The sequence below is a fragment of the Streptomyces sp. AMJ-169 genome, from assembly GCF_055597585.1.
Window position 1 is genome coordinate 43,600 of sequence record NZ_JBVLTJ010000025.1, and the last position, 21,866, is coordinate 65,465.

24 protein-coding genes are annotated in these 21,866 nt (G+C 73.3%); 10 read left to right on the plus strand and 14 right to left on the minus strand.

What is annotated here, in order from left to right; all coding sequences use genetic code 11:
• Positions 1-50: 50 nt before the first annotated feature.
• The 7 genes from ACYUD3_RS36990 to ACYUD3_RS37020 all read right to left on the minus strand — a co-directional run bounded on the left by ACYUD3_RS36990 (position 51) and on the right by ACYUD3_RS37020 (position 5,693).
• Complete coding sequence (locus ACYUD3_RS36990) at positions 51-1,199, minus strand: serine hydrolase domain-containing protein (RefSeq protein ID WP_470980378.1); 1,149 nt, start codon at positions 1,197-1,199, stop codon at positions 51-53.
• Positions 1,200-2,108, minus strand: coding sequence for a DUF6895 family protein (locus ACYUD3_RS36995; protein ID WP_470980381.1), 909 nt, complete (start codon positions 2,106-2,108; stop codon positions 1,200-1,202).
• Positions 2,105-3,145: a DUF6895 family protein gene (locus ACYUD3_RS37000; RefSeq protein ID WP_470980384.1), complete on the minus strand. Its 1,041-nt coding sequence runs from the start codon at positions 3,143-3,145 to the stop codon at positions 2,105-2,107. The genes ACYUD3_RS36995 and ACYUD3_RS37000 overlap by 4 nt, the downstream gene beginning before the upstream one ends.
• On the minus strand, positions 3,142-3,825 hold the full coding sequence (locus ACYUD3_RS37005) for a hypothetical protein (protein ID WP_470980387.1): 684 nt from the start codon (positions 3,823-3,825) through the stop codon (positions 3,142-3,144). The genes ACYUD3_RS37000 and ACYUD3_RS37005 overlap by 4 nt, the downstream gene beginning before the upstream one ends.
• Before the next feature lie 16 nt (positions 3,826-3,841).
• Entirely contained in the window at positions 3,842-4,030 is a 189-nt protein-coding gene (locus ACYUD3_RS37010) for a hypothetical protein (RefSeq protein ID WP_470980390.1), read from the minus strand.
• A gap of 285 nt (positions 4,031-4,315) precedes the next feature.
• Positions 4,316-4,897, minus strand: coding sequence for a hypothetical protein (locus ACYUD3_RS37015; protein ID WP_470980392.1), 582 nt, complete (start codon positions 4,895-4,897; stop codon positions 4,316-4,318).
• 448 nt (positions 4,898-5,345) lie between these two features.
• Positions 5,346-5,693 (minus strand): S-adenosylmethionine decarboxylase family protein, encoded by a 348-nt coding sequence (locus tag ACYUD3_RS37020; RefSeq protein ID WP_470980395.1) that lies wholly within the window; start codon positions 5,691-5,693, stop codon positions 5,346-5,348.
• Positions 5,694-6,009: 316 nt separating this feature from the next.
• Between ACYUD3_RS37020 and ACYUD3_RS37025 the strand changes: the two genes are divergently transcribed.
• Entirely contained in the window at positions 6,010-6,303 is a 294-nt protein-coding gene (locus ACYUD3_RS37025) for a chaplin (protein ID WP_470980398.1), read from the plus strand.
• 231 nt (positions 6,304-6,534) lie between these two features.
• On the opposite strand, the gene ACYUD3_RS37030 is transcribed toward ACYUD3_RS37025, so the two are convergent.
• The 7 genes from ACYUD3_RS37030 to ACYUD3_RS37060 form a co-directional block, all read right to left on the minus strand.
• A complete protein-coding gene (locus ACYUD3_RS37030) occupies positions 6,535-7,401 on the minus strand; it encodes a tyrosinase family protein (RefSeq protein WP_470980401.1) in 867 nt (288 codons plus the stop codon).
• Positions 7,385-7,699, minus strand: a complete 315-nt coding sequence (locus tag ACYUD3_RS37035; RefSeq protein WP_470980404.1) for a tyrosinase family oxidase copper chaperone — start codon at positions 7,697-7,699, stop codon at positions 7,385-7,387. Before ACYUD3_RS37035 ends, ACYUD3_RS37030 begins: the two co-directional genes overlap by 17 nt.
• A 130-nt stretch (positions 7,700-7,829) precedes the next feature.
• Positions 7,830-8,342 carry a hypothetical protein gene (locus tag ACYUD3_RS37040; protein WP_470980407.1) on the minus strand — a complete coding sequence of 171 codons (513 nt, stop codon included), beginning with the start codon at positions 8,340-8,342 and terminating at the stop codon, positions 7,830-7,832.
• A gap of 189 nt (positions 8,343-8,531) precedes the next feature.
• Positions 8,532-9,026 carry a DUF5949 family protein gene (locus ACYUD3_RS37045; RefSeq protein ID WP_470980410.1) on the minus strand — a complete coding sequence of 165 codons (495 nt, stop codon included), beginning with the start codon at positions 9,024-9,026 and terminating at the stop codon, positions 8,532-8,534.
• A 176-nt stretch (positions 9,027-9,202) separates the two neighbouring features.
• Positions 9,203-9,493, minus strand: a complete 291-nt coding sequence (locus ACYUD3_RS37050; RefSeq protein WP_470980413.1) for a hypothetical protein — start codon at positions 9,491-9,493, stop codon at positions 9,203-9,205.
• A 300-nt stretch (positions 9,494-9,793) separates the two neighbouring features.
• Entirely contained in the window at positions 9,794-10,633 is an 840-nt protein-coding gene (locus ACYUD3_RS37055) for a hypothetical protein (RefSeq protein ID WP_470980416.1), read from the minus strand.
• A gap of 279 nt (positions 10,634-10,912) precedes the next feature.
• Positions 10,913-11,152, minus strand: a complete 240-nt coding sequence (locus ACYUD3_RS37060; RefSeq protein ID WP_470980419.1) for a chaplin — start codon at positions 11,150-11,152, stop codon at positions 10,913-10,915.
• A gap of 341 nt (positions 11,153-11,493) precedes the next feature.
• On the opposite strand from ACYUD3_RS37060, the gene ACYUD3_RS37065 reads away from it, so the two are divergent.
• The 9 genes from ACYUD3_RS37065 to ACYUD3_RS37105 are packed head-to-tail and all read left to right on the plus strand — an operon-like array spanning position 11,494 to position 21,864.
• Positions 11,494-12,618 (plus strand): DUF3344 domain-containing protein, encoded by a 1,125-nt coding sequence (locus tag ACYUD3_RS37065; RefSeq protein ID WP_470980421.1) that lies wholly within the window; start codon positions 11,494-11,496, stop codon positions 12,616-12,618.
• A 56-nt stretch (positions 12,619-12,674) separates the two neighbouring features.
• Positions 12,675-13,853: a glycosyltransferase gene (locus ACYUD3_RS37070; protein ID WP_470980424.1), complete on the plus strand. Its 1,179-nt coding sequence runs from the start codon at positions 12,675-12,677 to the stop codon at positions 13,851-13,853.
• Entirely contained in the window at positions 13,850-15,250 is a 1,401-nt protein-coding gene (locus ACYUD3_RS37075; protein ID WP_470980427.1) for an exopolysaccharide biosynthesis polyprenyl glycosylphosphotransferase, read from the plus strand. The genes ACYUD3_RS37070 and ACYUD3_RS37075 overlap by 4 nt, the downstream gene beginning before the upstream one ends.
• A 5-nt stretch (positions 15,251-15,255) precedes the next feature.
• Entirely contained in the window at positions 15,256-16,602 is a 1,347-nt protein-coding gene (locus ACYUD3_RS37080; RefSeq protein WP_470980430.1) for an O-antigen ligase family protein, read from the plus strand.
• A complete protein-coding gene (gene murJ, locus ACYUD3_RS37085) occupies positions 16,599-18,260 on the plus strand; it encodes a murein biosynthesis integral membrane protein MurJ (RefSeq protein ID WP_470980433.1) in 1,662 nt (553 codons plus the stop codon). The genes ACYUD3_RS37080 and murJ overlap by 4 nt, the downstream gene beginning before the upstream one ends.
• Complete coding sequence (locus ACYUD3_RS37090; protein WP_470980436.1) at positions 18,244-18,990, plus strand: polysaccharide deacetylase family protein; 747 nt, start codon at positions 18,244-18,246, stop codon at positions 18,988-18,990. The genes murJ and ACYUD3_RS37090 overlap by 17 nt, the downstream gene beginning before the upstream one ends.
• Positions 18,987-20,117 carry a glycosyltransferase gene (locus ACYUD3_RS37095; protein ID WP_470980439.1) on the plus strand — a complete coding sequence of 377 codons (1,131 nt, stop codon included), beginning with the start codon at positions 18,987-18,989 and terminating at the stop codon, positions 20,115-20,117. Before ACYUD3_RS37090 ends, ACYUD3_RS37095 begins: the two co-directional genes overlap by 4 nt.
• Positions 20,114-20,761 (plus strand): YveK family protein, encoded by a 648-nt coding sequence (locus tag ACYUD3_RS37100; protein ID WP_470980442.1) that lies wholly within the window; start codon positions 20,114-20,116, stop codon positions 20,759-20,761. Before ACYUD3_RS37095 ends, ACYUD3_RS37100 begins: the two co-directional genes overlap by 4 nt.
• A complete protein-coding gene (locus ACYUD3_RS37105; RefSeq protein ID WP_470980445.1) occupies positions 20,758-21,864 on the plus strand; it encodes a GNAT family N-acetyltransferase in 1,107 nt (368 codons plus the stop codon). The genes ACYUD3_RS37100 and ACYUD3_RS37105 overlap by 4 nt, the downstream gene beginning before the upstream one ends.
• Positions 21,865-21,866: the final 2 nt, after the last annotated feature.

Below are 21,866 nucleotides of genomic sequence, written 5' to 3' on the forward strand. Positions count from 1 at the left end.
GTTGTCAGGGTGTAGGCAGTCGCACCTTGACACCTCAAGAGAGCGAAGAGTCAATCCAGTTGGCGGTCTGTGCCGTCCGCCAGCTCATGCAGCAGGTCGTAGGCGACGGGTACGAGCGGGCAGGTGCGGAAGTGCTGGGTCGCCAGGGCGATCAGCGCCGTGCCGGACGCCGGATGGAGCCCCGCGAAGACCTGCTGCCCGAAGGTCGCCCCGGTATGGAAGAGGACGGGCCCCCACGTGGCCGGATGCTGGAACCAGGTGAGCGTGTGCGTCTCCCGCATCCCCCGCCCGTGCCGCAGCTGCGGAGTGCGAACGCGCCGCAGCGCGCCCCCCAACGCTCCGTCCCCTCCTCGGAGATGCGCCTCCAGATAGGTCAGCAGATCCCCCGGCGTCGTCCGTACGGACGCGGCCGGCGCGAAGGCCCCCATGGAAGTCACCGGCACCCGCGTGACCCCGTCCCGCTCATGCCCGACGGCGTCCGCGCGGTCCACCCCAGCCGCCGCCGTGCTCCCCGCGAGCCCGAGCGGCCCCAGGACCCGCGCCGCGAGCAGTTCCGGATACGGCATCCCGGCCGCCCGGCACAGCGCCTGCCCGAGCAGCGCGGCCCCGAAGTTGGAGTACCGCCAGAGCGTCCCCGGCCCCCGCCGCACCCGCGTCCGCGTGAACGCCTCCACCAACTGGTCGCTCCCGTACCCCGTATAAGGATTCCGGCGAGGAAACAGCAGCGCCCCGGGAACCAGCTCGGGCGGCAGCCGGGGCAGCCCCGAGGTGTGCGTCACCAGATGGTGAAGGGTGATCGGACTGCCCACGCGTACGAGGGTGGGGGTGCGGGCGCCGGCCGGGTCCGCCGCCTCCTCGCCGGGACCCGGCACATACCGGCTGACGGAGTCGTTGAGCGCGACCACACCCTGCTCGGCCAGCTCCGCCAGCAGCAGTCCCGTGAACGTCTTGCTCAGCGAGCCCAGTTCGTACCGCAGTCCCAGCCGGACCTCGTCGGCCCGGTCGGCGCGGCCCCCGCAGACCACGGTCCGCTCCCCGCCCCGGGAGACGCCCACGACGACGTCGGGCGCGTCGATCCGGGTCACGGCTTCCCGGAGCCGGTCGGGGAGGGGCATGGCGGAGGCCGGGGCGGGGAGTTCGGTGGAAGCCTTGGTGGCGGCCGTGGTGGAGGCCGTGGCGGGGGCCGTGGCGGGGGCCATTCAGCCCAGCGCCCGGGAGGTGGCCATCGCGGAGGCGAAGGCGGCGACGAGGGTGGGGTGGTGGACGAGGTCGAAGACGTCGCTGGGGTCGCCCTCGGGCATGCCGTACTGGATGGGCATGGCACCGGACGGCGCCTGGGCGGCGGCGAAGCGCTCCCAGATGCCGGCGTCGAGAGCCGGCTCGGGCAGGCAGGCGTCGACGACGAGGAGTTCGCCCAGCAGATCCCAATGCTGCCGCTGCGCCCACTCGTCGAGCCAGGCCGGGAGCCACAGTTCGAGGTAGCCGGAGACGTGCGGGGGGATACCGCCAGGGTTCTCACCCCAGTTGCTGAGGTGGAAGACGGTGTGTGTGAGGTGGTAGGCGACGTCCATCTGGAGGGTCCAGGGCTCCGGCAGCTGCCCCAGCCAGGTGCGTGCCAGGTTCTCCCGCACATCACCGCCCCGGGTGAGCCCGACCCTGCGTTCGGCGGCGCGCAGCGACAGCCGCCGGTTGGGCAGCACCTCCAGCGCGGCCCAGCTCCGCAGCCGCCGGGGCGGCGCCAGCACCTCCTCCAGCCCCGGATTGCGGTAACCGCACTCGTAGAAGGGCGCGTAGACCTCCATGGGCACCGGCGAGAGCGGCTCGCTGCGCTGTACGTCGGCCAGGAGGGTGCCGCCGTCGAGGAGTTCCCGCCAGGCGAAGTCCAGCAGGGCGCCGCCCCGTTCGCGCTGGCGGGAGCCGGCGACGCCCTCACGGAACAGCACCCGCATGTTGATGGCGAGTTCCCCGATCGGCTTGAGCCGCTCGCCCAGCGCCATGTTGGTGGCCCGGTCGTCGTCGGTCAGCCGGAAGTAGTCCCGGTGGGCGTCCAGCCAGTCCAGCGCCCGCTCGCCGACCCGGTGCAGCACGGCGGGGGAAGCAGTCGTCATCGCAGGTCCCCGTCCGCGAGTGCCAGCGTGGCCGCGAACGCCGCGACCAGGGTCGAGTGGTAGCAGGACCGGAAGACGCCCAGGGGCAGCCGGCCGTTCTCCGGGATGCTCCCGTCGCTGCTCTGGGCGGCGGCGAGCCGCTCCCAGGCGGTGCCGTAGCGGGCGGCGGCCGGCAGGCAGGCGGCGACGGCGAGGAGTTCCCCGGCCAGGTCCCACTCCTCCTCCGCCAGCCAGCACTCCAGCCAGGCCGGCAGCCACAGCCGCAGATAGCCGGCCGTGTGCGGGGCCATCCCGGCGCGGGCGCGGCCCCAGTCGGTGACGTGGAAGACGTCATGGGTCAGCCCGTACGCCGTCCGGCGCTCCAGCGCCCAGGGTTCGGGGAGCGAGCCGAGCCAGGTGCGGGTGAGTTCGGTGTCGAAGTCACCGTGCGGGGTGAGCCCGATGCGCCGTTCGGCCCGCAGGACGCCCAGGGTGCGGGTGGGCGCCTCCCGGGGGACGCCGCGGGTGCGCAGCCGTACGGCGACCGCCGCGAGATTGTCGGCGCGCTCGTGCCGCAGCCCGGCCCGCGCGAAGGCGCCGTACAGCTCGACCGGGTAGGTGGCGTACGGCTCGCGGTGCATCAGTTCCGCGAAGAGTTCGCCGCGCGCGGTCTCCTCCCAGGCGAACTCCAGCAGCCCGCGTGCCGTCTCCCGGACCTCCGCGCGCGGGTGGGCGCCGGCGATGTACCCGCTGAGTTCGGCGAGTTCGCCCAGCGGCTTCCAGGTGCGGTCCCGGTCGGCGTCGGTGACGGCGTCGTCCGGCAGCCGGAAGCAGTCCCGCGCCTGCACCAGCCAGCCGACGGCCCGCGCGGCGACCTGGTCCAGCAGTGCGGGGTCGAGGGCGTCCCCGTCGTACGCCGGGGAGAGTCCCGGAGCCGGTGGGTCCTGCGGCGTGGAGGTGTCGCGTGCCGACGGGTCCCCCGGTGTCGAGGAGCCCTGTGGTGTCGCGTCCCCCGGCGTCGAAGCGTTCCGTGCGGTCGTGTCCCCAGGGGCCCTCACCGGCCGCGTCCGAACAGCCGGTCGGCGGCGACGACATGGAGGACGACGCGGGGGTCCTCGGCGCCCCAGCGGCCGACGAAGGCCAGGCCCGCGTCGAGGCCGAGGGTCTCGGGGACGCCGGGGAGGCGGGCCAGCCAGCGGCCGAGCCCGGCGGCCTGGAGCCAGTCGCGGCGGCGCACCGCGCGGACGAAGCCGCGGGAGAGGTCGACCGCGCGCGGCGCGAGCCGTTCCTCCAGGTCGACGGCGAGGCCGGGGACCGCGAGGGCGGCGAGCTGGGAGACCTGGTGGGCGAGGCGCGGCCAGGACTCGGTCTCGGTCCAGCCCCCGTCCGGCTCCCCGGGGGTCGGCCATACGGCGGGCAGCAACTGCCGTGCCGCTTCGGTCAGTCCGTGATGGCTCCACGCGGACACGGCGGAGCCCGCACTAGGCGGATAGGCGGTCAGGGACCGCCGTACGACCGTCTCGTCGGCCGGGTCGCGCTGTTCCGGTCGTCCGGCCACATAAGGCAGCAGGACATCGGCGCCCAGGATGCGGACGGCCGCCGAGGTCAGCGGGTCCTCCGGGCGCAGGACGCGGGACAGGGCGTAGGGGCCACCCTCGCGCAAGGCGAGAGTGACCCCGTGGGCCGCTTCGGCGATCGCAGTGTTCAGGGGCGCGGCCTCCTGGGCCTGCTCTGCCAATGCGGTTCCCCTTAGCTCAGCTGGATTTCTTCGGTCGGGGAGTCGGCGTCGACAGCAGAAGTCCGCCGGCGCCGCCGATGACCAGCAGAGCTGCGCACTCGGCGCTGTCGTGGTGGACACCGTCCATCTCAGGGGCGTCGACCATGCCCTCTACCTGAATTGCGAGGTCAGCCGTCTCGGTCGGCAGCGTGTGTTCCATGCCCATGGGGATCAACTCCTAGAACAGGTGGACACGTAAAAGCCTATAGACGACATAAATAGTCGCAACTCGGGCAGCCGGTACGGGAAAAAGAGGTCAATTGACCCGGATGTTCCGCAAAGTCAGGAGTCGGTGGGTGGCGGCGCCGGGCGGGCATGGGGGCAGGAGGGGCTGGCATCAGGAGGGCCTGGGCGTTAGGGGGGCTCGGCGTCGAGAGAGCTCGGGCGTCAGGGAGGGGTCGGTGTCAGGAGAGCCCAGTGTCGGGCGGCTGGTTCCGCCCGTCCCTTCCTCTCAGCTCACGCGCCAGTTCGGCCGCCGGGACCGCGGCCTCCTCCGGCTCGCGCTCGGCGGCGCGTACTCGGCGGCCACACTCGGCGGCTCGCTCGACGGCTCGTGCGAGAACTGCGGTGAGGTCGTGTTCGGTGCGCGGGGACTCCCAGAGGGCTCGATGAGGAGGCGGGCGGAGTGGTTGACGCGGGCGGCGGCGTAGGGGCGGCCGTCGATGGCCTGGGCGACGATGTCGGGCTTCGGCTTCAGGTGGAGGGCGTCGGTCAGGCGCAGGGGCGCTGCGGCGGGCGGCGGGCGGCGGGCGGCGGGCGGCGCGCCAGCCTTCGTGGAGATGGAGTCGACGTGCATGCCGCCCGGTCTGCCGCCGGGGCTCGGGGGGATGTCGGCGGTGCCTGCGTCGAGCGGGCGGTTGAGGTTCCGGTCGGGTCGGCCGGGCGCCAACGGGCCGACAGCGAGGGCGACTTCGGTGACAGCTCCGCTGCACTCTGGGCCGCTGCGCTCAGCGCCGCCGGTGTCGTGGACGCCGTCGGCGACGGGGCCGAAGCCATCAGCGAAGCGGCTGCCCTCGATCGCCAGGTGCGGCAAGCAGACCTCGCGCATCCTCGCGGCGACGTCGAGAGCCGCCGCGAACTTGCCGACGAGCGACCAGGACGGAGTCGACGCACAGCCTGCCCGCCGGGCAGCAGCTCCGCGCGGGTGTGGCTGAAGAGCTGGGGCACGTCCGGCAGAGCGATCGCCAGGTCGGCACCCGGGCCGCACATCATCAGCTGACCCTCCGGCGGCACAGAGAATTCCAGGCCGCCGAAAATAAATGCGTGACGGAACACAGTAGGACCCGAGTGGGATTCCTGGACCAGCCGCATCCACAGGGCGTCATATTCCACCACAGAGGACCGCCACCTCGAATGTTTACCGACCACCTCTCCGACCTACGGAGAGCACCCCTTCAGAACAACACCGACCGATTTCATCCGCCAATACCGGAACCCCCCTTGACACCCCGTCAACAACCTTAAAACCCCCCTCCCCCACCTCAACGCACCGCGCGCAGCGTCCGCGTCACGTTCACTCGCGTCGGCGCCAGACCGAACTCCACTGCACGGAGCATGAGTTCACCATTGGGGCGGCCGTAGGCCAGGAGGTCGACGTTGGCCAGACCGAACTCCGGCCAGGTGTGGATGCTCAGGTGGGACGCGGAGAGCAGGAGGATCGCGGTCACCGCTCCGTTGGGGAATATGTGCGTCGCCTCGCCGAGGACCTTGGCGTTCCCGTTCTCCGCGGCCACGCGCAGCAGTCGGAGCAGCCGCTCCGGGTCGGTGAGAATACCGCTGTCGCCCACCCATATGTCGGCGGCGTACGAACAGAGGTCGTCGACGTTCACGCCCTCCGTGGAAAATTCGGGTTTCTCCATACGGCAGCGTAACACCGGGGGTTGATTTCGGCCTTCGCGATTCAGCGGACCAGAATAGCCCAGGAAACCAAGGAGATTGCCGATAAAAGTACCGGCCGCCCGGAAAATTCCGGCCCCCTCCGAAACCCCCGACTCCGAAACCCCCGCCACCGAAAATCCCCGGCCCGCCCGGAGACCCCCTCACCCCACTCGGGTGACCCCCCGTGACCCGTTCGCCCCCGCCGCGTTGAAGGGGAGTACGGCGGCGAACCTGACGCCGTGCGAAACGATCAGTTAGGAGAACGTGATGTCTCGCATCGCGAAGGTCGCGGGCCTGGTGCTCAGCACCTCCGCCGTGGTGGTCGGCGGCGCCGGCTTCGCCATGGCGGACTCGGGCGCGCAGGGTGCGGCCGTCGGCTCGCCCGGTGTCGCCTCCGGCAACGTCGTACAGGTCCCGGTCAACATCCCCGTCAACCTCTGCGGCAACACCATCGACGTGGTCGGTCTGCTGAACCCGGCGTTCGGCAACACCTGCGTCAACCAGGGCCACCACGGCCCGAAGCACGGTGGCGGGTACGGCCACGGCGGCTACGGCCGCTGACCGGACCCCTTCCCGGTTCCTCCACGGAACAGCCCCGGCACCTCCGAGCGCCGGGGCTGTTCCCTATCCCGGACCAGCCGCACACCGGACCGGCCGCATACCGACCCACCCGCGTACCAGACCGCCCGCGTACCGAACCAGCGCACACCGAACCGCCCGCGCGCCGAACCGCCCGCCGGCCCAACTCCCCCACCACGCAACGCCCCACCTCGCCCCACCCCACCCCACCCCCTACCCGTACCGATAAACCGCGCTCAGATCCTCCAGCTGCCCCGGCGTCACCTCCCACGGCGGCAGTTTCTCCCCCCTCGCCACGATCCGCCCCCGCTGCCGGTCCCCCAGCCGTGGTGCCTCCGCCGGGAGGTAGCGGTGTTCCGCGTGCCGTCCCTGCCAGCGCAGCCACAGCAGGTCGATGTAGGCGTGGTGGAGCCAGAAGACGGGGTCGTTGACGGAGGCGCCGTTCAGCATCGCGCCGCCGACCCAGCGGTGGACGCGGTTGTGGGTGCGCCAGGAGGCGGTGCCGCGGCCGGTGGTCCAGCCCTCCAGGAGGTTGCGGAAGCCGCGGGTGACGGTCGAGTCCCAGGGCGAGACGTCGTAGACCGGGTCGGCGAGGGCCTGTTCGACGTCCGCCTTGGTGGGGAGGTCGATCGGGCCCTGGGCGCGGCCGAGGTCGCGGGTGAGGTAGTCCTCGTCGGTGACGTTCTCGCGGATCGTCCAGTCGCCCGTGGCGTACGCGAAGGGCCCGGTGGTGACCTGCCGGTCGCCGGTGCGGCCGTTGCCGCCGAGGAGGTCGGCGGTCCAGGGGACGGCGGTGGCCGTGCGGTCGCGGGTCCAGTCCCAGTACGGCACGGTCACCGCGGCGTCGACGCGGCGCAGGGCCTCCTCGAAGTCGAGGAGGAAGCGGCGGTGCCAGGGCAGGAAGGACGGGGCCATGTGGGCGGTGCGCAGGCCGCGTTCGCCGTCGGCGGTGTAGTGGTCGATGTGGACGCGCACGAACTCGTCGTACTCGCCCCGGCGTTTGAGCTCCAGGACGGCGCGGACGAAGCGGTGGCGTTCGGTGGTGGTGAGGGTGGTGACGTCTTTACGCGTGTACGCCATGACGGCCCTCCATCGCGGTCGCGGTCAGTTCGGCGCGCGGGCCGAGGGCGTCGACGGCGGCGCGGGCGGCGGCGCGCGGGGTGTCGTAGGAGCAGTAGTGGTCGACCATGCTCAGCCAGGTGCCGTCGGCGCGGCGCATCAGGTGCAGGGGGCGGCCGTCGATGGTGACGCGGCCCGCGCGGGTGCCTTCGATGCGGCGGCCCCGGTACGTCTCGCGGAAGGACGGTCCGCGTACCTGGTGGGCGGCGGCCATGAGGGGGACGGCGATCGCCCCCAGGAGGAGTCCTCTGCGTGCCATCCGCATCCTGTGCCCCGTTTCGCTCGTCCGGTTCGGTTTGTCACATCGGTAACCGTCCGGAGGGCTTCGGGGTCACCCCGGAAAAGGGTGACGGCCCGGCACTCGCGCGCGCGGGCCGTCGTACCGGGCGCTACAGGCCCTGGCCGAGGCCCAGGTCCGCGCCGGGGACCGCCTGGAGGAGGGGGGTGACGACGCCGGCCTCGGGGAGCTTGGGGTCCGGGAGGCCGAAGTTGTCGGGGTTGGGCGGGGTGAGCGGGAGGTCCAGGGTGGCGCCGGGGCCGAGGGAGCGTACGTCGGTGGCGGGGGCGTCGACGCCGACGTGGTCGAAGTCGTCGCCCAGGACGTGCGGGAGCGGGGCGCGCAGGCCCAGGCCCGGCAGGCCCGTCTCGACCGGGAGCTGCGGGAGCGCGCGGTCGGGGAGGAGCCGGCCCTCGACGTAGCGGGGCCCGTCGGGGGCGCCCGGCGTCGGCAGCGGGAGCTCGCCGCCGAGCTTCGGCAGCTCCATGCCCAGCGCCTGCTCGGCCCCGTCCAGCGGGACGGGTACGGGGACGGTGCCCGCGGCGGCGGCCGGAGCGGCGCCCGCGGCCCCCGCGGCGGCGGCGAGCAGGACGGCGGCGAGGGTTCCTCGGGTGGTCGACTTCATCTCGGGTACGGGCCTTTCGGGGGGATGGGGAGAGGCTGTGCGTACCGGATAACGAGCCGGGCGAGGGGGGCGGGAACGAGCGGGTCCACAATTCGCCCGGATGCGGGAACAGGATGATGAACACAGCGGGACCGCCATCGCGGAGATGACGGTCCCGTTGAGACTGCGAGCCGACCTGCCCCGCCCCTCTTAGCGGAGCGACCGCGCGGGCAGCACGATGTGCGCGGCGGCGTTCAGCGTCTCGTCGGCCCCCGCGAAAGCGGCGAGCGCCTCCAGTTCGACGGGCTTGCCCGGCTCGGCCTCGGGCCAGGGGCGGGTGGTGAAGACGAGGTAGGCGTAGCCGCGGTTGTCGACGGCGGCGAGCCACTCGGGCGGCGGTACGCACTGCGCGTTGAGGCGCGGCATGGTCAGGACGGCCGTGCCCGCCTCGACCAGCAGGCTGACCGGCAGGCTCGGCTTCTCCGTGCCGTCGACGAGGTCGCCGCCGACGGGGAGGCCGTTGTCGGTGAGGAGCCGCTCGATGGCCGCGGCCGTCACCTCGGGGCCCTCGGCGGCGTCACCGAGGGAGTAGGCCAGGAGGTAGGGCATGTCACTGCCGTCGGGGGCCTCGCCGCTCCACGGCATGACGACGAGGGTGCCCAGGTCTGCGACGCGGAAGGGGCGGGTTTCGCTAGTTGAGGTCACCGCGCGACCATAACGGCGTAAACCACGCCTCCCGGACGCCCTCTCACCCGACCGGAGGACGCACCAGGGGTGAGCCACCCGTACGAGTTACGGGGGTGTTTATGAGGTTGTCCTTGACGTTCCCTGCGGGGCCGGCTTCCGTCCCGTGCGAAGACCGGCCCTCTCCGCAGTGGACCTCAGCCCTGCAACGGCAGGCCGCCGAGCAGCGGGTTGTGGGAGTTGAGGGCGCCGGCCGCGCCCTTGACCGTGCTCAGCGGGGACGACTCGTTCTCGGTGTTGAGCGCGTCGGACTGGTGCTGGAGCGGCATCACGTCCTTGGCGGTCAGACCGCCCGAAGTGAGCGTGTTCACCGCGCCGTTGAGGCTGGTGGGGGTGAGTTCGGCGGTGCTGTGGGCGAACGCGGGCGCGGCGGCGCCGGCGAGGGCCACGGTTCCGGCAATGACAGCGGCAGCCTTCAGGGACTTCATGGGGTTCCTTTCATCGGCGGCTGGGGAACTTCCTCGACGCCGTACCTAACGACGCGCCGCCGCGCCGGAAACCCGTTGACGCGAAAGTTTCCGCACCCCGGGCGGAAGGCCACCCGTTCGAAGGGGGTGACTTGTCGGCGTTTCCCATCGTCGGACGAGTCGCTTGTACGAGGTTCGCGCGGATTCGTACGAGGTTCGTGCGGCGGGTGGGAAGGCCGTCCGGCCGGGGTGCGGGCGTGGGGGCACCGGCGATCAGGCGGTGCTCAGGTGCGGGTCAGGCGGGGTTCAGAGGGTCAGCCTTCAGCCTCCGGCCGGGAGTTGCGGCGTCGCCGGGAGCGCGGGCGCCGCGGGCAGCGCCGGGGCGGCGGGCAGCGCGGGCGTGGCCGGGAGCGCCGGGGTCGCGGGCACCGCCGAGGTCACCGTCGACGTCGAGGGGGTCGAGGGGAGGCTGGGCAGGGACGGCAGGGACGGCAGGCTCGGGGTGGGGAGGGCGCCGCCGAGCAGGGTCGCCGCGACGAAGTTGACCAGGCCGGTCACCACGGAGGTCGCGGCCGGGAGCAGCCCCGACAGGTTGCCGCCGGTGACGGCCGAGATGAGCGAGGTGACGGCGCTCTGGAGGGCCGTGAGGGCGTCGCTCGCGGGGTCGGCGCGGACGGCCTTGCGGTCGCCGTCTCCGGAGTCCTCGGCGGACGCGGCCTCGTCGTCCCCGCCCTCGTGCGCGCTCTTCGGCACCGCAGGCAGCGCCGGGGTCGCCGGGAGCGCGGGCGCCGCCGGGGTGGCAGGCGTCACCGGGGTTGCGGAGGTCGCAGGCGTCGCCGGCGCCACCGCCTCGATCTTGGCGATCGCCGTCTTGACCGCGTCGGCCAGCGACGTGGCCTGGTCCGGGGTCAGTTTGCCGTTGTCCGCCTTGAGGGCGGTGTTGAGCAGGTCGGTCACGGGAGTTACGACCGAGCCCAGGTTTCCGAGGGCCTTGGTCTGGGCGAGCAGTGCGTCGGTGCCGGGGACGGGCGCCCGGTGCACCGGCGCCGAACGCTCCTGGGCGGGGCCGTCGGCCGCGAGAGCGGCGGGGGCGGCGACGCCGAGGGCGAGACAGGCGCACAGTGCGGTGGACGCGACACGCCGTACAGGCAGACCACGCATTTGGGTTCCTTTCGATTGCGTCAGGTCTTGAGCCCACCGTGCGAGCGGCGGACACTCACCGCAACAGGTCAACCACGGCTCGCGACCACCCCGGATCACGCATCGCCGCTGGTCGGACGCACCGTCAAGCCCCGTCAGCCGTGTCGCGCGGGGCACCCCCCATTCGGGTCAGCGAAAGATCACCGGACTAGCCCCCTCGGCCGGCCGGCCCCCCTCCCGGACATGACGAACGGCCACCTCCCTGGCTGGGAAGTGGCCGTCGCCGAAGAAGAGAACGCGTCAGTCGTTGACGCAGGTGTTGCCGAACGCCGGGTTCAGCAGGCCGACGACGTCGATGGTGTTGCCGCAGACGTTGACCGGGACGTGCACGGGGACCTGGATGACGTTGCCCGACACCACACCCGGGGACTTCTCGGCGACGCCCTGCGCGCCACTGTCGGCAGCGGCGATGCCAGAGGCGCCGGCGACGGCCGCTACGGCAACGGTGGTGAGGGCCATGCCCTTCGCGATACGCGACATGGAGAGGTGCTCCTTGGGTTGTGACAAACGGGCGGGGATGCCCGGCGCTGTGTCAACGCGCGAGCGATCAAGGGGTTGCGCGGCCAATGGAGTGACGCGCCGGGGAACGGGCCGCGCTCTCCGCCGGGGCCCGTCCGACTTCGCCGGAGCCATCCGACTTCACCATTCCGACACACTTGCCCGCTATCACCGGATTAGTCCGAATACGGAATAGAGTTGCGGCCCGTCCGCCGTATCCCTATAAGCGGGCAAATCGCACCACCGCAACACGCACACCGCACCGCACCGCACACCGCACCACGCACCGCGAACCCCACCTCTCCGAAAGGGCACCGCCGGTCATGCGCACTTCCCTGAGGCCGCTGCTGCGCCGCGCGGGCGTCGGCGTCCTCGCCCTCGCCACCCTCTGGACCCCCCACCCGGCGACCGCCGCACCCCCCGCACCCCCCACCGCGGAGACAGCCGGAACAGCCGAAGCCGCACCCCCCACCGAAGCCCCCACCCTCCCCTTCGCCGAGCGCTACCACGCCACCCAGCACGGCGGCTTCGTCCGCGCCGCCAACTCCGCGATCACCTGCCGCGAGCGGACCCCCGGCTGTGCGCAGGCCCAGGCCGGCGGACCCGGCGCCAACGGTGACTTCGACATGTTCTACGTCGACGTCGACGACGACCCCAACACGTACAACTCCTCCCGCGCCGAGGTCCGCCTCCCGCGCGGCTCGCGCGTCAGCTACGCCCGCCTCTACTGGGGCGGCAACCTCCGCGTCGGCGAGCAGAAGCCCCCCAAGGACAACGGCCGCGTCCTGATCGCCGAGCCCGGCGGCCAGTACAAGGCGGTCCTCGCCGACACCCTCGTGGGCCACCGCGTCGCGAACGGCGCCGACGCCTACCAGGCTTCCGCCGATGTCACCGACCTTGTGCGCGGCAGCGGTGCGGGGATGTACACCGTCGCCCAGCTGAACGTCGCCATGGGGAAGTCCAAGGCGGGCGCGTGGGGCGGCTGGACGCTCGTGGTGGCGTACGAAAATCGCAACGAACCCCTGCGAAAGCTTTCTCTCTGGGACGGCTTCGACACTTTGGACACGAAGAAGGGGCGTGAAGTCCGCCTCAGGGGGCTTGAAATCCCGCCGCGCGCCTCCGGTCACGCCGGTCTGGTGGCCTACGACGGAGAAAGAAGAAGCTCCGCGAATTCGCTCATGTTCTCGACCGGTGACGGCGCAGGCGTCCCCCTCTCGGACCCCGCGAACCCGGCCGACAACGTCCTGAACTCGACAATCAGCGAACCGGGGGCGGCTCCGGCGGCGCGCGAACCGGCGTACGCGAACACCCTCGGGTACGACTCCGACGTGTTCGACCTGACTCCGGCTTTGCGGCGCGGTGGTGACCAGGCGGCCGTCCGGCTCGTTTCTCACCGGGACGCGGCGTGGGCCGGCGCGCTCTTCGTCGCCGTCGACACCCGGCAGTAGTCAGGCGCGTTCCCGCAACGTCCCCCGGCGACACCCGCGAGCGAGGAAACCGCGCAATGCACCAGTCGGCACCCGGCCCCCGGGTCCTGCATCTCACCCAGCCCGTGGACGGCGGAGTCGCCCGCGTCGTCACGGATCTGACGGTCCATCAGCTCGCCGCCGGGTACCACGTCACCGTCGCCCTCCCCGACGACGGCGGCCCGCTCGCCCGGGAGTTGGGCGCGCGGGGGGCCGTCGTACGGCGGTGGGACGCGGCTCGGGCGCCGGGGGGTGCGCTGGGCGGGGAGGTGCGGCGGGCCGCGCGGCTCGTGCGCGAGGTGCGGCCCGATCTGGTGCACGCGCACAGCGCCAAGGCCGGGCTCGCCGGGCGGCTCGCGGTGCGCGGGCGGATCCCCACGGTGTTCCAGCCGCACGCCTGGTCGTTCGCGGCGGTCGACGGGACGATGGCCTCGCTGGCCCTCAACTGGGAGCGGTTCGGGGCCCGTTGGGCGCACCGGCTGGTGTGTGTCAGCGAGGCCGAGCGGGCCGCCGGACAGCGGGCGGGGATCGGCGCGCACTACCGGGTGATCCCCAACGGCATCGACGTCGGCCGGTTCCATCCGGCGTCCGTCGACACCGTCCGCGCCTCCCTGCTGCCCGCCGCCGATCCGTCCGCGCCGCTGGTGGTGTGCGTGGGGCGGCTGTGCCGGCAGAAGGGGCAGGACGTGCTCCTGAGGGCCTGGGAGACGGTCGTGCGCAGGGTGCCGGCGGCGCGGCTCGTACTCGTCGGGGACGGCCCCGACGGCGCCCAACTCCGGTCGTGCGCACCGGAGTCGGTACGTTTCGTCGGGGCCGTCGAGGACGCCGCGCCCTGGTACCAGGCGGCCGATCTCGTCGTCCTGCCCTCGCGCTGGGAGGGCATGGCGCTGGCGCCGCTGGAGGCGATGGCGTGCGGGCGGCCGGTCGTGGTGAGCGACGTGGACGGCGCCCGGGAGAGCCTGCCGGACGCGCTCGCCGGGCCCTGTCTGGTCCCGCCGGACGACCCCGCCGCGCTGGCCGGGGCGATCGCCGCCCTGCTGGCCGACCCGCTGCTGCGCGAGTCCCTCGGCGCGCAGGGCCGGCGGGCGGTCCTGTCCACCCACGACGTACGGCGCACCGCCGGGTCCTTCGCCGGGCTGTACCGCGAACTCCTCGGCGCCCGGGGGCCGTTGCCGCGCGCCGCGAACACCGAGTGCAGGGAGTCCATCCACTCGTGACCGCCGAAAGCACCGTCCCCTCCCCCGGCTCCCCGGTCGCGGTCATCCCGCGCCGGGACAGCGGCGCGGGGTTCCGGTTCCCGGCCCGGCGGCCGGCCGCGCGGCCCGTGTCGCCGCTGCCGCTGCTCGTCGCCGACTGCCTCGCGGTGGCCGCGGGCGCGCCCGTGCTCGCCGTGACGGGGGCCCGGCCGCTGCTGGTCGCGCTCCTGGTGGCCGCGACCATGGTCCTGAGGCCCCAGTACACCAGGGCGGTCGAGGGCGTCCTGGACGAACTCCCCCTGGTCTGCGGGCGGATCGCGGTCGCCTGGCTGGCGCTCGCCGCGCTCGCCGCCGCCTGGTCGCCCGGGTACGCGCTGGCCGCCGACACCCTGCTGCTGGGCTTCGCCGTCCAGGCCGGCGCCGCCTGCGCGGGCCGGGGCTGGGTGCACCGCCGGCGCCGCCGGGCGCTGGCGCGGGCGCCGCGTACGGCGCTGGTGGTGGGCCCTCCCGCGACGGCCCAGCGGGTCGCGGCGGCGCTGCTGCGTAATCCTTCCTGCGGGGTCGAGCCGGTCGGGATCGTCGCCGAACACCCGGGCAGCGGCGGGGTGTTGCCGGTGCTGACGACCGGACAGGACGTGCAGCGGGCGCTGGAGCGCGGCGGGGTGCGCGACGTGCTGTGCGTCGACCCGGCCGTACGCGTCGAGCAGGGGCCGCTGCTGCGGGCGCTCGCCGAGTCGGGGTGCGCGGTGTGGGAGGTCGACGCGGAGGCGCCCTCGTACGCCTCGCGGGATCAGCTCGCCGGATTCGCCTGCCGCAGGCTGGACTTGGGGCTGCGGCGGCGGGGCAGCGCGGGCAAGCGGCTGCTCGACATCGCCGCGTCCGCGACTCTGCTGCTGCTCGTCGGGCCGCTGCTGCTGGTGTGCGCGGGGGTGCTGCGGGCGACGACGGGACCCGGGGTGGTGTTCCGGCAGGAACGAATTGGCAAGGACGGACGGCCGTTCACGCTGCTGAAGTTCCGCACCTACCGGCCGGCCGACGCGCACGAGTCGGCGACGCGCTGGAGCGTGGCCGGGGAGCAGGAGATGAGCCGGTTCTGCCGGTTTTTGCGGTGGAGTTCGTTCGACGAGCTGCTCCAGCTGTGGAACGTGCTGCGCGGCGATATGAGCCTGGTCGGTCCGCGCCCCGAACGCCCTTATTTCGTCGGCCAGTTCAGCAAGTCGTACCCCGGCTACGCGGCCCGCCACCGGATGCCCGTCGGGGTGACCGGGCTGGCCCAGGTCAACGGACTGCGCGGGGACACCTCGATCGAGGACCGGGCCCGCTTCGACAACGCCTACATCGACAACTGGTCGCTGTGGCAGGACATCTGCATCCTGCTGCGTACGGCGGCCTCGCTCGTGCGACCGAACGGAAGCTGACGCCGATGGCCCTCGCCCTGCCCCTGCCCCCGGCGCGCACCTGGCCGCCGGTGCTGCCGCCGGCCGCCGTGATCGCCCTCGTCGCCCTCCCCGTCGCCCACAGCGGTGCGGGCGGCGCGGGGCCCGCCGACGCGCTCTCGGCGCTGGCCGTCGCGTTCTGCCTGGTCAGGCTGGCCCGGCGGGGCAGTCGGCCGTTGCCCCGGCGGGCGGCGGTGCTGTTCGGGCTGCCGGTCGTGGGGCTCGCCCTCGCGGCGACGGGCGCCTCCTCGGCGGGCGCGGGGGTCACCGGGCTCGGCCGCTACCTCCAGATCTTCGTCCTCGTCCCGGTGGCCGTGCTGCTGCTGATCCGGGGCCGCTCCGACTTCCGGCTGCTCGCCTGGACGTTCGTCGGTCTCGCCGGCTGGCAGGGGGCGGTCGGCGTGCACCAGTTCGTCACCGGCACCGGCGCCTCCTACCAGGGCGAGGAGATCCGCGCGGTCGGCACGTTCGGGCCGCAGGACGTGATGGGGATGGCGACCGTCGTGTCGTTCGGGCTGATCTGCGCGGTCGGGCTCGCGCTCGGCGGCGAGGAGCGCCGGCACCGGGTGATCGCCGCCGCCTTCGCGGCCGGGCTCGTCGTCCCGCTCGCGCTGTCCTTCAGCCGGGGCGCGTGGATCGCGACGGCGGTGACGTGCACGGCGCAGCTGCTGCTCGCCGGGGTGCGAAGGGCCCTGAAAACAGGGGCAGTTGTCGCCGCGCTCGGGATCATCCTGGTCGGCGGGTTCGGGGTCGGCTCGACGATGCTCCAGGAACGTATCAGCAGCATCACCCAAGTCACCGACGCGCCCGACCAGTCGGTCACCGACCGCTACACGATGTGGGCGGCGGCGCTCGGCATGTGGCGCGAACAGCCCCTGACGGGCGTCGGGTTGAAAGGTTTCCCCGAACACCGGGACGCGCACGCCTCGTTGGCGCTGTCCTCCGGGAGCGACACCGAGGGGGCGGGGTCGGCGTTCGTGAAGCAGCCGCTGCTGTCGCCGCACAACATGTACCTCCTCGTGCTGAGCGAGCAGGGGCTGATCGGGCTGCTGGCGCTGGGCGGGTGCTGGGCGGGGCTGCTGGCGTGCGCGGTGCGGGGGCTGTTCAGAACCCTCAAGGGGGACGCCCTCGGATCGCGGGCCCTCGGAGGCGGTCAACACCGGGGCCTGGACTGCGCGTTGGTGGCGTGCGGGCTGTCGGTGTGGCAGCTGACCGACTTCATGTACGCCGACATCGGCGGGCCCTCGACCGTCCTCACGGCGATCTGCATCGGCCTCACCGCCTGGTGGGCGCTGGTCGGCGGCAACACCGTCAAGGGGGTCGGCACGCCATGACGGTCACCCCCTCCACCCCCCGCACGGACGCGCCGGCCCCGTCCGTCCCCTCGGCCCGCACCGAGCACCCCTCCCCCGAACTCAAGCCCCCCACAGGCAAGTTCCTCGCCCGAGCCGCCTTCCTCACCGCCGCCCTCTCCGTCGCCGGCTCCCTCTTCGGCCTCGTCCGCGACCAGGCCCTCGCCCGCCTCTTCGGCGCCGGACAGGAGACGGACGCCTTCCTGGTCGCCTGGACGATCCCGGAGTTCGCGGCGACCCTCCTCATCGAGGACGGCCTGGCGTTCGCGCTCATCCCGGCGTTCAGCCTCGCGCTGGCCCGGCGGGCGCAGGGGGTGCCGGGCGACCCGGTACGCGCACTGGTCGCGGGCACGCTGCCCCGGCTGGCGCTGGCCTTCGCGGCGGTCGGGGCGCTGATCGTCGCGCTGGCCCCGCAGGTCGTGGAACTCCTCGCCCCCGGTCTGCCCGATCACCAACTCGCCGTGGACTGCACGCGGTTGACGGCGACCTGTGTCTTCAGCTTCGGGCTCGCCGGGTATTGCAGCGCCGCTCTGCGCGCGCACCGGACGTTCGGGGCGCCGGCGGCGATCTACGTGGCGTACAACATCGGGATCATCGGCGGGATGTTCGCGCTGGGCGCGCAGTGGGGGGTGCGGGCGGCGGCCTTCGGGGTGGCGGTCGGCGGGGCGCTCATGGTCGTCGTCCAACTGCCGTCGCTGCTCGCCAAGTTGGGCGGGAGGCCGGCCGTGGCGCAGCGGCAGGCCGCGCTCGCGGAGGAGCCCAGGCAGCTCGACATCGCTTTGCTCGCGACCGTGCTGCTGTTCGCGCTGTGCCGGCAGTCGCAGGTGCTGGTCGAGCGGTTTCTCGCGTCGAGTCTGCCGGAGGGGGCCATCTCGCATCTGAACTACGCGCAGAAGGTGGCGCAGATGCCGATGCTGCTGTCGATGATGCTGATCACCGTCACGTTCCCGGTGGTCGCCCGCGCGCTGGCCGAAGGGGATGTCGAGCGGGCCCGGCAGCGGGTCGAGAAGGATCTGGCGCTCGCCTCCTGTGTCGTGCTGCTGGGGACGGCCGCCGTCGTCGCGTGTGCGCCGCAGCTCATCCAACTGCTTTTCCAGCGGGGGGCGTTCGACGCCTCGGACACCGCCGCGACGGCCGCCGTGATGCGGGTGTACGCGCTGGGGCTGCTCGGGCAGACGCTGACCGGGGTGCTGGTGCGGTCGTACTTCTCGGCGGGGCGGGCGAGTTGGTACCCGGTGGGGGCGATGGCCGCCGGGGTCGTCGTGACGTCGTGGGCGGGGGCGCTGAGCGTGGGGCGCTGGGGGGTGTCCGGGATCGCCGCCGCCAACGCGGCCGGGATCACCGTGACCGCGCTGGTGCTGCTCGCGGGGCTCGGGCCGAAGAGTGTGCCCGTCCATGTCCGGGGTGTGCTGGGCGAGTTGAGCCGGCCGGTGCGGGCGGCGCTGGTCGCCACCGTGCTGGGGGCGTTCGCCGCCGGGCACGCCGGGGGGCCGCTCGCCGGGGCCGTCGCCGGGGGGCTGACCGTGACCGGTGTCTTCCTCCTGCTCGGCTGGGCGCTGGACGCCCAAGGCGTCGAACCCGTCCTCCGATCCGCCCGATCCGCGACCCGAAGGCTGGCAGCCCATGTCCGTACCCGTTGAGCGCCTCAGACGGCCCGAGACCGTCAACTCCCTTCCCTGGGTGGCGATGTACCACTCCGTGGACGACTGCCCGGACGATCCCTACCGCGTCACCGTCACCCCCGAACGCCTCGACGCCCAGCTGAGCTGGTTCGCCAGGCACGGCCTCAAGGGCGTCTCCATGGGCGAGTTGCTCAAGTCGCCCGCCCGCACCGACCTCGTCGGCCTCACCTTCGACGACGGCTACGCCGACTTCCTCACGAACGCGCTGCCCGTCCTGCGCGCCCACGGCTGCACCGCGACCCTCTTCGTGCTGCCCGGCCGGCTCGGCGGCGACAACGCCTGGGACCCGCTGGGCCCGCGCAAGCCGCTGCTGACGGCCGACGGCATCCGGGAGGCGGCGGACAGCGGTATCGAGATCGGCTCCCACGGCCGCACCCACGTCGACCTCACGACCGCCGACGACAGCACGCTCCACTCCGAACTCGCGGGCAGCAAGGCCGAGTTGGAGGAGATGCTGGACCACAACGTCGACGGCTTCTGCTACCCCTACGGCCACCTCGACGCGCGGACCGCCGACGCCGTCCGCGCCGCCGGCTACTCCTACGCCTGCGCCATCGACCCCGGCGAGTTCAACGGCGTGCACGCCCTGCCGCGCGTGCACATCGGGCGGAACGACACCGCCGTGCGCCTCTTCCTGAAGTACCGGCTGCACCGGCTGCGGCGGCGTCCCGTGGCGGGGCTGCGGTGAAGGCGCTGCACATCATCACGGGGCTCGGGGCGGGCGGGGCCGAGCAGCAACTGCGGCTGCTGATCCGGCACTTGCCGGTCGACTGCGAGGTCGTCACGCTCACCAACCCGGGCGCGGTCGCGGCCGGTCTGGTCGCGGACGGGGTGCGCGTCACGCATCTGGGCATGGCGGGCAACCGCGACCTGGCGGCGCTGCCCCGGCTGGTGCGGCACATCAGGGCGGGCGGCTACGACCTCGTCCACACCCATCTGTACCGGGCCTGCGTCTACGGCCGCCTCGCCGCGCGGCTGGCCGGGGTGAAGGCGATCGTCGCGACCGAACACTCGCTGGGGGACTCCCAGTTGGAGGGCCGCGGGCTCACCGGCGGGGTCCGTGCGCTGTACCTGGCGAGCGAGCGGCTGGGGCGGTCCACGGTCGCCGTCTCCCCCACGGTCGCCGACCGGCTGAGGCGCTGGGGGGTGCCGGGCCCCCGGATCGAGGTCGTGCCCAACGGCATCGACCTGGACCGCTTCCGCTTCGACCCGGTGACCCGCCACCGCACCCGGCGCCGGCTGGGGCTGCCGGAGGACGCGTACGTCATCGGCGGCGTCGGCCGGCTCGCCGCCGGGAAACGTTTCCACGTCCTCATCGAAGCCCTCGCCCAACTGCCCGGGAATCACTGGCTGTTGCTGGTGGGCGGCGGTCCGGAGGAGAACCGGCTGCGGCGCGCGGCGCAGGACGCCCAGGTGGCCGACCGGGTCCTGTTCACCGGCGAGCGGCCCTACGGCGGCGAGCAGGACACCGACCTGCCGAGCCTCACCTCCGCGATGGACGTCCTCGTCTCGCCGTCCGCCGAGGAGGCGTTCGGTCTCGCGGTCGTCGAGGCGCTGGCGGCCGGGCTGCCGGTGCTGTACGCCTCCTGCCCGGCCATCGAGGACCTGCCCGCGCACATGACCGCCCGCGCCCGCCAAGTCACCGGCGGCGCAACGGAATTCGTACAGGCGATCCAGTCCGTACCCGACGCGGGTGCGCGTGAGCCCGCCGAGGCCGCGCGGCACTACGCGATCGCCCGCAGTGCCGACCGGCTCATGGCCGTCTACACGACCGCCCTCCACGCCCCCTCCCGCCAGAAAGCCACCGCCTCATGACCGAGAACAGCACCCGCACCGCCCTCCGCCATCGCGCCAAGGCCCTGCCCCCGTGGACCCTCCTCGCCACCGGAGCCCTGGCCGGCGGCCTGATCGGCGGCTCGTACGGGCTGCTGAAGCCGCCCGTGTACACGGCGACCGCGTACGTCGTCGCCGTCCCCTCCACCCCTTCCGAACCGTCGGCCGCGCTCGGTTTCGCGCAGGCGTACGGCCGGGTCGCCACCCAGCTCGCGGTGCTCGGCGACGCGCAGGTGTGGGCCGGGGTGCCGGTGGCGACGCTCCAGAAGAGCGTGCAGACGGCGACCTCGCCGGACGCGCCGATGGTCGCGATCACCGCGAGCGCGCCGCGCGCGGACGAGGCCGCCGACATGGCGAACGCGGTGGCCCGCTCGCTGACCCAGCACGCGAAGGCCACCGAGAAGACGACGAACGTCGAACTCCAGCAGTTCGCGCGGGCGTTGAAGCCGTCGGCGCCCTCCTCGCAGTCGGCGGCGGTGACTTCTCTGGTCGGTACGAGCGCGGGCGGGCTGCTCGGCGGCCTGGTCCTGTTGGTCCGCCCGAAGCGCAACCAGCCGGCCCGCACCGGGAGTTCGGCCCCCGTACCGGCGCCGGCCCTGGCCGCAGACGTCCACGGGGCGCGATGAAGACCGAACTGGTCACCGGGGAACGGGAGTTCGCCGCGCTCGCCGCCGACTGGGCGGACCTGTACGGGCGGTGCGCGAGCGCGACCCCGTTCCAGAGCCACGCGTGGCTGCACTCGTGGTGGCTGTCGTACGGCCGCCCCGGCCGGCTGCGGCTGCTGCTGGTGCGCGGCGCGGACGGTCGGCTGCTGGCCGCCGCGCCCCTGATGGCCGTGCACGGGCCGCTGCCCTCGCTGGTGCCGCTGGGCGGGGCGATCTCCGACTACGGGGACGTCCTGGTCGACGACGGGCGGGCGCAGGAGGCGGTGGAGGTGCTCACCGCGGGGCTCGCGGCGGCGGCGCGCAGCGCGCTGATCGACTTCCGCGAGGTGCGGCCGGGCGGCGCGGTGGAGCGGGTGTACGAGTGCTGGCGCGGGCCCCGGCGCCGGGTCGGGGACTCGCTGTGCCTGGAGCTGCCGGCCGTGCCGATGGACGAGCTGCTGGCGCGGCTGCCGTCGGGCAAGGCCCAGCGGGTGCGGGCCAAGCTGCGCAAGCTGACCGCGCTCGGCGTCGAACGCAGTGTCGTCGCCCCCGACGACGTCGACAAGGCGCTGCGCCGCCTCCTGGAGCTGCACCAACTCCAGTGGCAGGGCCGGAAGGTGACTTCCGAGCACCTGCAACAGCGGTTCTGCGAACACCTCGTGCGCTCGGTGGGCCCGATGGTCCGCTCCGGGGACGCGGTGGTGACCGAGTTCCGGCTGGACGACGACGTCGTCGCCGTCGATCTCACCCTGCTGTCACGGAAGTTGGCGGGCGGCTACCTCTACGGGGCGCATCCGAGTCTGCGGGAGCGGAAGGCGGACGTGGCGGTGATGCTGCTGGACGCGTGCGCCGAGCACACCCGGCAGCAGGCGCCCGGGACGCTGAGCCTGCTGCGCGGCAACGAGCCGTACAAGCATCACTGGCGGCCCGAACCCGTCGTCAACCAGCGGCTGTTGCTGGCGCGGCGGCGGACGGCGCCGCTGCTGTCGGCGGCGCTGTGCGATGTCGCGGCGCGGCGGCGGGGGAAGGAATTACTGCATCGCTGGGAGGCCTACAGGGAGCGGTCCGGTGGCGGCGGGTCCTGATC